At 72.0% G+C, this 15,253-nt stretch carries 4 protein-coding genes; 1 reads left to right on the top strand and 3 read right to left on the bottom strand.

The window, feature by feature from the left end:
• The 3 genes from ACFYWL_RS19380 to ACFYWL_RS19370 all read right to left on the bottom strand — a co-directional run bounded on the left by ACFYWL_RS19380 (position 1) and on the right by ACFYWL_RS19370 (position 9,773).
• Positions 1-4,032: an Eco57I restriction-modification methylase domain-containing protein gene (locus ACFYWL_RS19380; RefSeq protein ID WP_386974510.1), complete on the bottom strand. Its 4,032-nt coding sequence runs from the start codon at positions 4,030-4,032 to the stop codon at positions 1-3.
• Positions 4,029-7,259: a DISARM system SNF2-like helicase DrmD gene (gene drmD, locus ACFYWL_RS19375; RefSeq protein ID WP_386974508.1), complete on the bottom strand. Its 3,231-nt coding sequence runs from the start codon at positions 7,257-7,259 to the stop codon at positions 4,029-4,031. The genes ACFYWL_RS19380 and drmD overlap by 4 nt, the downstream gene beginning before the upstream one ends.
• A gap of 522 nt (positions 7,260-7,781) precedes the next feature.
• Complete coding sequence (locus tag ACFYWL_RS19370) at positions 7,782-9,773, bottom strand: penicillin-binding transpeptidase domain-containing protein (protein ID WP_386974506.1); 1,992 nt, start codon at positions 9,771-9,773, stop codon at positions 7,782-7,784.
• Positions 9,774-10,061: 288 nt separating this feature from the next.
• Between ACFYWL_RS19370 and ACFYWL_RS19365 the strand changes: the two genes are divergently transcribed.
• Positions 10,062-15,116, top strand: a complete 5,055-nt coding sequence (locus tag ACFYWL_RS19365; RefSeq protein ID WP_386974505.1) for an NAD-glutamate dehydrogenase — start codon at positions 10,062-10,064, stop codon at positions 15,114-15,116.
• The last annotated feature ends 137 nt before the right edge of the window (positions 15,117-15,253 follow it).

The following is a 15,253-nucleotide window of genomic DNA, read 5'->3' as shown; positions in this document are numbered from 1 at the left end:
CTATCCCCACATCGACAGTTGTTCGGAATCGGCGGCGGCGCGCGGCTTCGGCACCTTGGCCGGCTTGCCGCGTGCGGGCTTGCCCTTGTTGTGCAGGCCGCGCTTCTCTTCCTCCTTGAAGCGGGCGAAGTTCAGCTCAAGCAGCCGGTCCAGGATCTCCTGCCGGACCGTCGGGCCGACCGTGTAGCGGATGCCCTGCCGGGTCTCGTGGAAGTCGTGGTCCAGCGCCAGGTTCTGCCACCCGTACGCCTCGGCCACCGCGTGGTCGATCTCGACGTGGATCGCCCGCAGCTCCGCGATGTCGGCGGCGCTCTCGCCCGGGTTGTGCACCCGGTTGTACGTCTTCGTCAGCCCCTCGTTCCGGTCGAGCATCAGCCCCCGCCGGTACGAGTCGAGCCGCTCCCCGACCACCCGCATCCGCCCGGTCGACTCCGGCCGCACCAACGTCTCGAACACGTCGGAGGGGGTGTAACGGATCCGGGTCTCCAGCGTCGATGCTCGGTCGATCGCCCACCAGTAGTGCGGCGCACTGGACAACAGCGCGAGATCGGCCGCGTCCGCAGTCGCAAACACGACCGCAGCTTCGCTGACAACTTGCTCAGGTGAGACGAAGAGCGGAAGCACTACCTTGCTGACGCGCGCGATCGCCAGCACCCGATCAAGCCCTTTGAGGGCTTGCAGCATGGCTGGGCGCTTCTCGGCATACTGCCACCAGTAGTCGCGGTAGACCTTGCGGTTGTTCCGGTCGCGCTCGGGCTTGACGAGCCGGCGTACCCGCTCCATGCAGTCCGGGTACTGCTCGGCGCGCTCCAAGGGCCAGTCACGGAAGTTGATCACCGAGCGGCTGGCGGAGGCGTCCGGCCGATTGTTCAGGTCCTCGCCGTTGAGGTATGGGAACAGCACCTCGGCGTTGCGCGGGTCCCGGTCAATCAACTCCTGGGCCTCGTCGGGGGTCATGGTGAAACCGAGCCCGAGGACGATCGACCCTTGGAAGGCGATGCCGGCGTTGGCGGCGAGCCGGTGTGGCGTTCCGGTGACCCGGCTCGCCGCGTCCAGGGCGGGCGTGATCGCGGGGACCGTGACGTCGTCGAGCATCACCCGCTCCGACTCGCCGCGCTGGCCGAGCCAGACCTTGGCCACCTCCAGCGTCGCCTCGCCCGGCCACGGGGTGCTCTTCACCGCCCGGACGATCGACCACCCGGCCTCGGTCAACTGGTCCAGCCCGACCTCACGGCTGTCGCCCTGGCCAATCGTGTTGGTGGCGATCAGCCCGGCCCGGCCCGCCGGGGCCACCGAGGCTGCCCGGAGGAAGAAGTAGGCGACCAGGTCGGCGCTGCCCCGCTTGCCGCCGCCCACCCAGCGGACCAGGTGGTCGCGGTAGTCGGTGCCCTGCGACCCGGTGATCTTTTGCCCGCCCTGGAAAGGCGGGTTGCCGACGATGGCGGAGAAGCCGCCGTTCTCCATAACCTCGGGGAACTCCAGCGGCCAGTGGATGCACTCCCGCTCCGGCGCACCCTCCGGCCGTCCACCCTCCAGCCATTTGCGGGTCTGCACGCGGAGCTGCTCCGTGGCCGCCGCCTTGCCGGCCAGCACGCCCCGGGTGTTCTCACGGACCGTGGCGAGGGCCTGCTCGTACTCGGTGGCCGAGCGGCCCCGGGCGAGCGCGGCGGCGACCACGCCGTCGGCGATCAGCCTCAGCGCCTCGGTGTGCCCGTCTGCCTTGGCCAGCAGCCGGGCCTTGTCGTCGGCGTCGCGCACGTCGCGGACCGGGATCCGCTCCAGCTCGTGCCGGTATCCGAGGGCATCCTTGACCTCGCTGGACATCATCCCGGCGGTGTCCTCGAAGAACGTGACGTGACCGGCGATCTTCTTGCCCTGGACGGGGTCGAGGTGCAGGTGCAGGAGCTGGTCGAGGTCGGTGATGCCGAGCAGCGAGTCGCCCCGGCGCACCGCGTGGTCGAGGAACTCGAAGGGTCGGTTCTTGGCCAGTGTGACCAGCCACATCGACATCTTGGCCATCTCCACGGCCATGTCGTCCCGGTCCACCCCGTAGAGGCAGCGGTCGGTGACCAGCCGGCGGGCGTGGAGCAGCCGCTCCTCCTGGGCGTCCGGGGTGTCGCCGTCCGGGACGTCGTCCGGCAGGCCGTCCCGCTGCCACGCCTCCACCAGCCGGGCGGCCAGGTAGCGGCAGGCGGAGACCAGGAACGCCCCGGAGCCGACGGCGATGTCGGCGACCCGCAGGGCCAGCAGCTCGTCGGCGGGGCGGACCCGCCACTCGTCGTCCGGCCCGAGCCCGTCGGCGGGGCCGGGGGAGTGGCAGAGCGGGTCCAGGGTGTGCTTGACGATCTCCTCGGCGAGGTGCTTCGGCGTGTAGTGCGCGCCGGCCGCCCGCCGGTCGCCCACCTGGGTGACGTAGACGGCGCCCGGCGCGTACACCAGCGGGCCGCCGCGTAGGTCGGGCCGCAACAGGCCCCAGTACGGCAGCACCCGCGCGGTGATCGCGTCGTCGCCGCCGCAGGCCGCGCGCAGGTCGGCGTAGCTCGCCGCGTCCGGCTGGTCGGCGAGCCAGCGCTGCACCTGGGCCGCGTTGACCTTGCGCTTGGTGCCCAGCGACATCTCCCGCACCAGGTACGGAATCCGATCGGCGTCGTCCAGCGCCTCCAGCACGGAGAGGGGGATCTCCGGCTGGGCCGGCCCGCGCAGCGCCAGCACCGTTTCCCGGGCGCGCAGCCCGGAGTGGTCGAGCAGCCCCTCGTAGACGTACCCGATCTGCTCGACGTCCAGTGACCGGTAGGACAGCGGCATCGCCTCGATGCTGGCCCGCCCTTCCCGGCGCAGCATCAGCAGCCGGTCCAGCACCCGCAGCATGGTCCGGTCGTCCACCCGCAGCCGGGCCAGCCACGGGAACCGTTCCGGGTCGAAGAGCGAGCCACCGTACGCCGGCAGCCGTAGCGCGTCGTGCCGCGCCCCGCCGTGGACGGCCCGCGAGGTGGCCAGCAGCCGGCCCCAGGCGGAGTGCCGCCGCTCCAAGATGTCCTCGGTCAGCCGGGCGGCGTCGGCGCGCAGCCGGTCGAAGAGGGTGTGCATGGCGTACGACTCGGCGTAGAGGCCCTGCAACGGCAGCAGATGGCGGTCCTCGGCGTAGAGCAGAAAGACCATCCGCATGGTGGCGGTGACCGCGCCCCGGTACACCTCGCGCGGGGACACGTCGGCGAGCACCGTCCCGTCCAGGTCGCGGTCGGCGCGGGAGAGAGCGTCCACCAGGTGCTCGACGGCCGCGCGGACCTGCGCGCCGAGCTGACCGGTGACCGCCTCCTCGCGGTTGCCGCTCTCGTGCAACAGCGCGCTCAGGTGCTCGTCGTCGGGGCGGCTGAACCAGCGGGCGTTGCCCAGCAGGTCGGCGAACGCGGCCAGGGTGACCGGTTCGTCGACCCAGATCTCCGCATCGAAGGTCGCCACCCCGACCGGCAGGCCCTCGGCGGCGTGCACCACCGCCCACCGCCAGCCGTTGGTGACCAGGCCGACCGGGTTCCCCGTGGCCCGGCACAGCTCCACCATCCGGTCGACGGGGGAAGCGGCCCAGGACCGGTCCGGCACCGCCTTGTCCAGCGGGGTGCCGGCGGGCCAGCGGGCGACCAGCACCTCGGGGGAGTTGCCCGCCATCAGCACGACGTCCGGGCGGAGGGTCTCGCCGGTCGAGGGCGGGCGGTAGGCCAGCGCGCCCGGAATCGCGGAGTCCCGCACCGCGGCCCCGTACGCCGGGTCGCCGTCGAGGTCCCACTCCAGCACCTCGCGGAGGACGAACTCGACGAAGAGCTCGGCCTTGGCGGGCTCGGCGCGCAGCTCCTCGACCGCCAGCGCCAGCCGGTCCCGCAGCGCGGTGCGGACGGGGGCGCAGCCCTGCGGCAGCGCGGTGTCGAGCACGTCCAGGTCGAGGAAGGGCTCGACCGTCTCGACCAGCGCCAGCCACTCGGCGTGCGGGCTGATCCGCTGCCCCGTCCGGTTGCCGGGGCGACGGGACTTGCCGGTCATCGGGCGGCCCTCCTCGGGATCAGGAACTCCACCGCCACCGGGAAGAACCGGGGCGTCGGGTCGGCGTAGCGGCGTCGCACGGCCTTGCGGGCCTGGGCGATGTCGTCCGGGATCCGGTCTAGCCGGTCGCGCAGCGCCTCCCGGTCCCGGTGCAGCTGCATCCGCTCGTCGCTGGTCAGGTCGAAGAGCGCCAGTTGCTCGTGGGGGTTGTCGTGCAGCGCCTTGCGGATCGCGGCGTCCAGCTCGCGCAAGGTTTCCTCGGCGGCGTTCGCCTCCTGCTCCGCGTTCGCCGTCAGCATCCGGCCGATGCCGCCCTGCCGCTCGTCGCGTCGGCGTTCCAGTGCCCTGATGAGCGACTTGCGGATCTTCGGCAGTAGCGTCGCCACCCGCTCGGCGAACTCGGGGCCGCACGGGGTGCTGCTCTCCCTCGCCGCCGCCACCGCAGCCTCGGTCTCCCGCACGCTGCCGAAGGAGGCGAAGCGTCCCTCCCGAAGCCAGCCGCCGGCGGTGATGATCTGCTCGTGCAGGCGGGTGCCGGCGCCGCCAGTCACCACCAGCCGCCCGTGGGCCAGCACGGCGGGCTCGGCCAACGCGTCGTCCGACACGATCCGCGCGGTGACCCGGGAGAGCTTGGCCTCCCGCCCACCGGACCAGACCTCGGCCCGCAGCAGGCGCAGGCACTGCTGCACCAGCGGATGGCCCAGGTGCAGGTGGACCACGTCCTGTCGACTGCGCCGCTCGTCGACGGGCCTGGCGGCGGCGTCGTCGAACGTCACCGGCCGGGCACGTCCAGTGCGCGGGTGCACGATACCGGCCACCGCGCGGGCCCAGTCGTCGGCGAGCGGCGGCACGGTGAAGAACTCACCTTTGAACCCGGGTGCGGTGGTCGGGCGCAGCGGCTGCTGCCGGCCCAGCCGCAGGCCGACGTCGACCACCCGGCGTACCGAGTCCGGTTGCAGCCGGAGCCCGGCCCGGCTCTCGTGCAGCCTGCCGACCAGCTTCCCCAGCTCGGCGGCGAGCTGCCGCTCCACCGCGAGCACCGCACGTTTCGCGGCGTCGCGCTCCGCCACGGACGTGTCCAGCGCGGCACGTCGTCGTCCCAGCATGGCTTCGGTGACCTGGTCGGCGATGACCGGCCCGACGCTGCCGAGGTCCGTCCGGATCTGCTCGACCTTCCGCACCGCCTGAGCGAGGAAGTGCAGGTCACCGTCGAGCGAGCCGGGTCGGACGTCGGAATCGGCGCCCTCGCGGTAGTCGGTGCCGACGAAGTGGTGGATGAGCACCTCGCTCGCCCGTTGGCCGTGCCGGTCGATGCGACCGTTGCGCTGCTCGAGCCGGTTGGGATTCCACGGAATCTCCCAGTGCACCAGGCGGTGGCATCGCTCCTGGAGATCGATGCCCTCACTGGCCGCGTCTGTGGCCAGCAGGATGCGGATCGGGGAGTCCGACGCGAGGAAGTCCTTCTTGATCCGGTCGCGCTCGTGGGTGTCCAACCCGCCGTGCAGCACCTCGATTCGGTTGTCGACGCCGTGGCCGTGCGCCTCCAACTGTTCCTGCAACCAGCGCAGCGTGTCCCGGTACTCGGTGAAGACGATGACTCGCTCGTCGCGATCGGGGCCGCCGAGCTCGCCCAGCCAGTCGAGGAAGAGGGTCAGCTTGCTGTCCGCCTGGTACTTCGCGCGTTCCGCCCAGGCCGTCATCCGGCCCAGCAGCGCACGGTCCTCGGCGGTGAGCACCGGCTCGACGTCACCGGCGGCGAGCAGTGCCCGTCGGGACAGGTTCTCGTAGGAGCTGTCGTCGTCGGCCCCGGTGTCGAGAGCGTCCTCCACGGCGGCGAACGTGTCGCGCAGCACCGAGACGCGCGGTTGCCGCTCCTTGCCGACCCGCCCCTTCCCCTGAGTGGCGATGTGGGTGGCCAGCGTGCGGGCGAAGGCGGCGGGCGAGGAGAAGAGCCGCTTCTTCAGGGTGGTCAGGGAGAACTCGACCGCCACCCGGGCCGTGTCCCCGTCCACGGCGGCACGACGGACCCGCGACTCCGTGTAGGCGCGCAGGTCCTCGTGTACCTGCCGCTCCTCGGCGGTGTAGTCGACCGGCAGCGCGACGATGCGGCGGGGCGGGAAGAGAGGACGCCCGTCGAAGTCGCTGGTCAGCTCCGACTTGAGCCGGCGCACCATGACCTGCTTGAGTTGCCGCTCGTCCGGCGGTACGCCACGGGCGAAGCGTTGGTCGTCGAGGAGTTCGAGCAGGGCGGTGAAGGACTCCAGATAGCCGTTGTGCGGGGTCGCCGAGAGAAAGAGCCGGTGTTCGCAGTGTGGCGCCAGCTCACGGACCGCCTGCGTGCGCCGCGAGTCGACCGCGTATCGCCCCTGGCCGGTGGGTGCGCACGAGTGAACCTCGTCGACCACGAGCATGTCGAAGGCCCGGGGTAGCTGGAACTCCTTGGGCAGCACGTCGCGCAGCATCCGCATAGGCCGGTCTCGCTTCAGCCAGTCGATGCTCATGATGAGACGGGGAAAGTGGGTAAACGGATTGACCCGTACACCCCGCTCGCGGCGCAGGCTGCGGACGAGTTCGGTGTCCAGCAGCCGAAACTCCAGGCCGAACTTCTCCTGCATTTGCTCCTGCCACTGGATGCAGAGGCTGGCAGGGCAGACGATGAGCACCGTCCTCGCCCGGTAGCGCAGGATCATTTCTTGGATGACCAGCCCCGCCTCGATCGTCTTGCCGAGCCCGACGTCGTCGGCGATCAGGAGATTCGCCCGGGGCATGGACAACGCGCGGACCAGGGGATCCAGCTGATGCGGCTGGATGTCGATGCTGCTGCGGAACGGCGCCTGCAGCAGGCTCCGGTCGGCGCTGGTGAGCGCTCCCCACCGGACGGCGTCGAGAAAGGCATCCAGCGTCTGTGGGTCGTCCAACGAGCGGCCCTCGACGAGGGTGGGGAGTTCGGTCGACTCGTGGGCGCGGGGGCCGGACTCGACTTCCCATACCACGTCCAACGTCTCGTCGAAGCTGTCGTCCTCGATGGAGCTCAGCCTCAGCAGGTGCTCGGCCTCAGCTGCGCCGTCCGCGGCCCGGTCGGCGGCAATGGTGCTGGCGACTCGTTCGGCCACCACCCAGCGTCGGCCGCGAACTGTGACGAGTTGGCCTGGCGGCGGGGCCGGAATGACAACCGAGTCCTGTTGCCGGGACTGGGGTAGACGGTGTTTCTTCGAGCTGACCGACACTCGTGCCCTCCCGCACTGCCGAACGTGTCACCGGGGAGTCTCGGTCCTCTTGCGAAAACCTTTCGCGCCCCCCGGCTTCGGCACGCTACCGGGCCTATGGCGCTGCTGCCACGCTTCGAAGTTCGGCGAATAGGCGTACATATTCGCCGAACGGATGATGAAAGGCGGAACTATCGATATCGCTGGTTCAAATGATTCGCATACGTACCCATTTGGGCAGTCCCTCGTGCCCTAGGTGTCGACAAGGACAGAAGAGTGGCGGATTTCCGACAGAAGCAATCTGTGGCGACGCGCTATCAGTGATAGCGGTGAATCAGGGCTGCCACTACAGATCGGCGTACGTCCGGACCGACTCCGAGGAATCGCCTGGCGACCGCGGGGGACGACTGTCCCGTTCGTGCTGGTAGCTCCGTTAGGCGCACGCCCCCTGGCACTGGGATGGGCGGCGTCGGTCGGTGCGGCAGCGCCGCTGCCCTTGGCCGGGTCAGCGGGAAGGGTTGCCCCCGAGGACCTGGTCGGCCGTCAGGAGGTGGCCAGGGCGCGCAGGAAGCGCTCGGCGATCGGTACCGCGCTCGACCCGCTCGACCCGCCCCGCTCCACGAACACCGCGAACGCCACGTCGCCCTGCCAGCCGACGAACCAGGCGTGGGTGTGCGCCGGGTCGTCGTCGTACTCGGCGGTGCCGGTCTTGCCGTGCACCGGCCCGCCAGGGGCGTCGGCGAGGGCGGTGGCGGTGCCGGCGGTGACCACCTCGCGCATCATCGTGCGCAGCGGCTCGACCGACTCCGGCCTGAGCTGCGGCCCGGCGGGCGCGGCCTTGGCCGGGGCCGGGTCGACGACCAGCTTCGGCTGCTCCCAGCGGCCCCGGGCGACGGTGGCGGTGGCGGCGGCCATGGCCAGCGGGCTGACCACGGTGGTGCCCTGCCCGAACGCGGCGGCGGCCTGCTCGGCCGGCGAGCCGTTGGCGGAAACCTTGCCGGTGAACGCGTCCAGGCCGAGGTCCCACTCGGCCTCCAGGCCGAGGGCCCGGCCGGTCTGGGCGAGGCCGTCGGGGCCGAGCTTCGGTGCGAGCGCGGCGAACGCCGTGTTGCAGGACTTCGCGAAGTCGGTGCGGAAGGGCACCGTGCCGAGGGCGAAGTTGTCGGAGTTCTTGAACGAGCGGCCGTCCACGGTGAACGTCTTCGGGCAGGCGACCGGGCCGTCCAAGGTGACCGCGCCCCGGTCGAGCAGGCCGAGGGCGCTGACCATCTTGAACGTCGAACCGGGCGGCACCTGGGCGGTGAACGCGAGGTTCTCGCCGGCGGCCCCCGGGCCGTTCGCGGCGGCCAGCACGGCGCCGTCGCCGACGCGCACCGCCACCAGGGCGGCGCGGCGCTTCTCGCCGCGCAGGGCCGCGTCGGCGGCGTTCTGGGTGGCCACGTCGAGGGTGGTCCGCACCGGCTGGCCGGGCTTCGGCTCCTGCCGGAACAGCTCCGTGCCGGTCGGCGCGACGGTGCCGTCCGGCCCGGCCCGCTCGCTGATCACGGTGAGCCCGGGCGTGCCGCGCAGCCGCTCGTCGTGCCGGCCCTGGAGGCCGCCGTGACCGACGAGGTCGCCCTGCCGGTAGCGGTCGGGGTGGGCGGCCAGGTCGTCGGCCTGGGCCTGGTCGACCGAGCCGAGCAGCGCGCGGGCGAACTCCCGGGTCGGGGCCAGGTCGAGCTTCTCGGCCCGGAACTTCGTGCCGGGCAGGTCGTGGATGCGGGACCGGATCTGCCGGTACGCCTCCTCGCGCAGCGTCACCACCTCGACGAACGCGCCCGGGTCGGCGTCGGCGAGGCGCTTGGGCAGGTCGGAGAGGTCGACCGGCGGGGTGATGGCGGGCCGGACCGCCCGGAACGCGGCGTCGAGCTGCCGCGCCACGGCCTTCGCGTCGGTGACCTCGCTCGGTTGCAGCCCGACGCGGACCACGGGCCGGGGCGTGACGATCGGCTCGCCCGCGCCGTCGAGCACTCCGGCCCGGGGCGCGGCGTCGCGGCGCAACGCGATCCGGTCGCCGTCGGTGAGCTGCTCGTGCACCACCTGGGGCTCCCAGATCACCCGCCACTGCCCGTCGCCGCCGGTGGTGAGCCGCACCTGCCGGTCGTACTCCCAGCGGGCGCCGCCCGGCAGGGCCCACGCCACCCGGATCCCGGCGGTGGCGGTGTTCGCGTCGACCTTCGGGTCGCCGGTGCGGCGCAGGGTCGGCGGGGTGTCGGCCAGCTCGCCGGCGAGCTCGCGGAGCTGGCGCGTCACGTCGGCGGCGGGCACCTTCAGCCCGGCCGGGGTCACGAAGCCGACGGCCTGGAGGTCACCCTTGCCCCAACCGGACAGGAAGGCGTCGACGGTCGATTCGGGGCCGTCGTCGGACGAGCAGCCGACCAGCGCGCCGGCGGCCAGCACGGTGGCCGCGAACGCCGCGAGCGACCGCCGGGCCCGGCTGCGGCTGCGGCCGTGGGTGCGGGCGCTGCCGCGACGGATCGGGTGCGTCAGGTGCATGCGGGCGGTCCCTCCGGATCTCCGACTGCCCGTCACCGTAGTACGACCGGCCCCGGCGCATCGCCCCGCCGGACCCGCCACGTGCGGGAAGACCTGTCGCGGGGAGGTGCATGAACATCCCGCGCGGGGTATTCCCCAGCCGGCCTACCAGGGATCTGCAACGGGTGAAAGGACGGAGTCCCGAAACCGTACGTCCGGCGACAGGTCAGACCGAAGGCACCGATCGGGAGGGCCTAGGCTGAGCGGCAGAGTGACCCACAACGCGGTGGGTCGAGGGGAGTGGCACCGATGGACCGGCGTCCGGCGATCAAACCGGGACCCGACCTCCGGCAGGACGACAACGGCCGGGACGACAGTTTCGATTCGGCAACCGACGGGGACGGCTTCGGCCGACTCGACACAGGCGTGACCGGGATGACCGGTTCGAGCATCGACACCCTCTACGACCTCGGGCTGCCCGCGGAGGCGCTGGCCGACGACGTCGAGGACGCCGAGCTCGACGAGCCGGTCCCGAACGCCGAACGCCTGGTCGCCCAGGCCGTCGCGCTCGCCGGGGACGACCACGACGCGGCGACACTGGTCAGCCGCTTCTGGCGGTTCGCCCCGGACGAGGAGCTGATCGGGTTCACCGCCGAGGAGATGCTCGACGCGGCCCGCGCCCACCGGGACCTCGCCCAGCAGCGGGTGCCGGGCGAGCTGAAGCTGCGCATCCACGAGCCGGACGCCGACCAGCACCACACGGTGATCGAGATCGTCACCGACGACATGCCGTTCCTGGTCGACTCGGTGACCGCCCTGCTCAACGCCCACCACCTCGACGTGCACCTGCTGGTGCACCCGCTGGTGGTGGTGCGCCGCGAGCCGCTGGGCCGCCTCGTCGAGGTCGCCGCCGACGTGGAGCCCGACGACTCGATCGACGGGGACCTGGTCGAGAGCTGGATGCGGATCGAGATCGACCCGGTCCGCGACGCCGCCGAGCGGGAGAAGCTGCGCCGCGAGTTGCAGCGCGTGCTCACCGACGTGCGGGAGGCCGTGGAGGACTGGCCGCGGATGCGCCAGCGGGCCCTGGCCCTGGCCGACGAGCTGGCCACCGCGCGCACCTCGGACAGCCGCCCGCCGGTGCCGGAGAAGGACATCACGGACTCGGTGGAGCTGCTGCGCTGGCTCGCCCACGACCACTTCACCTTCCTCGGCTACCGGGAATACCGGCTGGTCGACGCCCCCGGCGGCGAGGGGCCGGCGCTGGAGGCGGTCCTCGGCACGGGCCTGGGCATCCTGCGGTCGGACTCCCCGGAGGCCCGGGCGCTGTCGTCGATGACGCCCGAGGCGCACGAGAAGGTGCTGGAGAAGCGCCTGCTGATCATCACGAAGGCGAACTCCCGGGCCACCGTGCACCGGTCGGCGTACCTGGACTACATCGGCTTCAAGGTCTTCGACGACGCCGGTCAGGTGGTCGGCGAGCGGCGGTTCCTCGGGCTGTTCTCCACGGCGGCGTACCGCACGAGCGTGCGGGAGCTGCCGGTGGTGCGCCGCAAGGTGGCCGAGGTACTGGACCGCTCCGGCCTGAGCCAGCGCAGCCACTCCGGCAAGGACCTGCTCCAGATCCTGGAGACGTACCCGCGCGACGAGCTGTTCCAGATCAAGACCGAGGACCTCTACCACGCGGTGATCGGCGTGCTGCGGATGGCGGGCCGCCGGCAGCTGCGGGTGTTCCTGCGCCGCGACGCGTACGGGCGGTTCATCTCCTGCCTGATCTACCTGCCCCGGGACCGGTTCACCACGCAAAACCGGCTGCGCATGCAGGACATCCTGCTGCGCGAGCTGAACGGCGTCGGGGTGGACTACACCACCCGGGTCACCGAGTCGATGCTGGCCCGGGTGCACTTCATCGTGCGGACGGACCCGACCCGCCCACCGGGGGACATCGACGCGGACCTGCTCGCCGAGGAGCTGGCCGACGCCACCCGGCTGTGGGACGACGACTACCGCCTGGTGCTGGAGCGCAAGCTCGGCGACGAGCAGGCCAAGCACCTGTTCAGCCGGTACGCCGACGCGTTCCCGGAGGGCTACAAGGACGGGCACACGCCGTACGAGGCGATGAAGGACCTGGCGAAGCTGGAGCTGCTGGAGGAGCCCGGCCAGCTGGAGATGCACCTGTTCCGCAAGCAGCTCGCCCCGCGGCCGGGCGTCGGCCGCGACGCCGACGTCGACGAGACGATGGACGTGCGGTTCAAGGTCTACCGCTACGGCGAGCCGATGATGCTGTCCGCGGTGCTGCCGGTGCTGCACTCGCTCGGCGTGAAGGTGGTCGACGAGCACCCGTACGAGGTGGAGCGCGTCGACGGGCGGATCTGGCTGTACGACTTCGGGCTGCGGCTGCCCGAGGGGCACCAGGAGCTGGCCGAGGTGCGCCCGCACGTGGAGAACGCCTTCGCGGCGGCGTGGCGGGGCGAGGCCGAGGTGGACGGCTTCAACGAGCTGGTGCTGCGCGGCGGGCTCACCTGGCGGCAGGTGGTGGTGCTGCGGGCGTACGCGAAGTACCTGCGGCAGACCGGGACGGTCTTCTCGCAGGACTACATGGAGCAGACGTTCATCGCGTACCCGAGGATCGCCGCGCTGCTGGTGGAGCTGTTCGAGGTGCGGTTCGCCCCCGGCGAGGCGAGCGTGGAGCAGCGCCGCGAGCGCGGCGGCGAGCTGGTGGCGGCGATCAAGGCGGCGCTGGACGACGTGGCCAGCCTCGACCAGGACCGCATCCTGCGGTCCTACCTGACGCTGATCCAGGCCACCCTGCGCACCAGCTTCTACGCGAGGCCGGTCGGCGGCCGGCCGAAGCCGTACGTGGCGTTCAAGCTGGACCCGCAGGCCATCCCGGACCTGCCGGCCCCGCGCCCGCGGTTCGAGATCTTCGTCTACTCGCCCCGGTTCGAGGGCGTGCACCTGCGCTACGGGCCGGTGGCCCGGGGCGGGCTGCGCTGGTCCGACCGGCGGGAGGACTTCCGCACGGAGGTGCTCGGCCTGGTCAAGGCGCAGATGGTGAAGAACGCCGTGATCGTGCCGGTGGGCGCGAAGGGCGGCTTCGTGCTCAAGCAGAAGCCGGGGGACCGGGACGAGGCGGTCGCCTGCTACCAGGAGTTCGTCGGCGCGATGCTCGACGTCACCGACAACATCGTCGCCGGCGAGATCGTGCCGCCCGAGGACGTGGTCCGGCACGACGCGGACGACCCGTACCTGGTGGTGGCGGCGGACAAGGGCACCGCCACGTTCTCCGACATCGCGAACGAGATCTCGGCGGGGCACCAGTTCTGGCTGGGCGACGCGTTCGCCTCGGGCGGCTCCGCCGGTTACGACCACAAGAAGATGGGCATCACCGCCCGGGGCGCCTGGGAGTCGGTGAAGCGGCACTTCCGGGAGCTGGGGCACGACACCCAGACCCAGGAGTTCACGGTGGTCGGCGTCGGCGACATGTCCGGCGACGTGTTCGGCAACGGGATGCTGCTCAGCGAGCACATCCGGCTGGTGGCCGCGTTCGACCACCGGCACATCTTCCTCGACCCGGACCCGGACGCCGCCGCCTCGTACGCCGAGCGGAAGCGGCTGTTCGACCTGCCCCGGTCGTCGTGGGAGGACTACGACGCGAAGCTGATCTCCGACGGCGGCGGGGTGTACCCGCGTACCGCGAAGTCGGTGCCGGTGTCGCCGCAGGTCCGCGCCGTGCTGGGGCTGGACGACGACGTCACCCAGCTCTCGCCGCAGGACCTGATGAAGGCGATCCTGACGGCCCCGGTGGACCTGTTCTGGAACGGCGGCATCGGCACGTACGTCAAGGCGTCCTCGGAGACCAACGTGGAGGTGGGCGACAAGTCCAACGACGCGATCCGGGTCGACGGCCGCAGCCTGCGCTGCCGGGTGGTCGGCGAGGGCGGCAACCTGGGCTGCACGCAGCTCGGCCGGATCGAGTACGCCCTCGCGGGCGGGCGGATCTACACCGACTTCATCGACAACGCGGCCGGGGTGGACTGCTCCGACCACGAGGTGAACATCAAGATCCTGCTCAACACGGCGGTCGCCGACGGGGAACTGACCGTGCCGGAGCGCGACGAGCTGCTGGCCGGGATGACCGACGAGGTCGCCGAGCTGGTGCTGCGCGACAACTACGACCAGGCCCGCGCGATCAACAACTCGCAGGCGCAGGCCGCCTCGCTGCTCCCGGTGCACCGCCGGATGATCAACGAGCTGGAGCGCTCGGGCGCGCTGAACCGTGCGCTGGAGGCGCTGCCGCCGGACGAGGAGCTGGCGGCCCGCACCGAGAACGGGCTGACCGCGCCGGAGTTCGCGGTGCTGCTCGCGTACACGAAGATCGTGCTGGAGCGGGAGATCCTGGCCGAGGGCCTCGCGGACGAGGAGTGGACGACCGACGTCCTGGTCAACTACTTCCCGACGCCGATGCGCGAGCGGTTCGCCGACCGGATGGGTCAGCACCGGCTGCGCCGCGACATCGTCACCACCGTCCTGGTGAACGAGGCGATCAACCGGGGCGGCATCACGTTCGTCTTCCGGGTGGTCGAGGAGACGGCGGCGTCGGCGGCGGACGTGATCCGGGCGTACGTGGTCGTCCGCGAGGTGTTCGGGCTGCGCGAGCTGTGGGACGCGGTCGAGGCGCTCGACAGCAAGGTCGACCCGGAGGTGCAGACCGCCGTCTACCTGGACACCCGGCGGCTGCTCGACCGGGCGGTGCGCTGGCTGGTGACCAACCGGCGCTCGCCGCTGGACGTGCCGGCGGAGATCGCCCGGCTGCGCGACGGGGTGGCCCGGCTGCTGCCCGGCCTGGAGAACCTCTTCTACGGCAGCGAGCGGGAGGGCATCGCCGCACACATCGACGCGATGACGTCGCGGGGGCTGCCGCGCGGGCTGGCCGAGCAGGCGACCCGGCTGATGTACAGCTTCGGCCTGCTGGACGTGGTGGAGACGGCGGCGACCAGCGGGCGGGACGTCGGCGAGGTGGCCTCGGTCTACTTCGTGCTCTCCGACCGGTTCCGGGTCGACTCGCTGCTGTCGAAGATCTCCCTGCTGCCCCGGGCGGACCGCTGGCAGACCCTGGCCCGGATGGCGCTGCGCTACGACCTGTACGCCGCGCTTGCCGCGCTCACCGCGGAGGTGCTCGGCTCCACGCCGGACTCGCTGCCGCCGCTGGAGCGGGTGGAGCAGTGGGAGCAGTCCAACGCGACGTCGATCCACCGGGCCCGGCGGGCGATGGGAGAGTTCGACGAGTCGCGGGGGGACCTCGCCGCGCTGTCGGTGCTGCTGCGCCAGATCCGCACGCTGGTACGCACCTCGGCGGCCTGACGCCGTACGCGGTGCGGGACGCGGGGGGGGGGGGCCCCCCCCCGCCCCCCCGCCCCCCCGCCCCCCCCCCCCGGGGGCCCCCCCCCCGGGGGCCCCCCCCGGGGGCGGTGCCGGAAGGAGGCCCCCCCCCGGGGGCC

It is taken from the genome of Micromonospora sp. NPDC002575 (assembly GCF_042889525.1).
Classification (GTDB): Bacteria; Actinomycetota; Actinomycetes; order Mycobacteriales; family Micromonosporaceae; genus Micromonospora; species Micromonospora carbonacea.
Note: the sequence above shows the minus strand (reverse complement) of the source record. Positions and strands in the feature narration are given on the sequence as shown.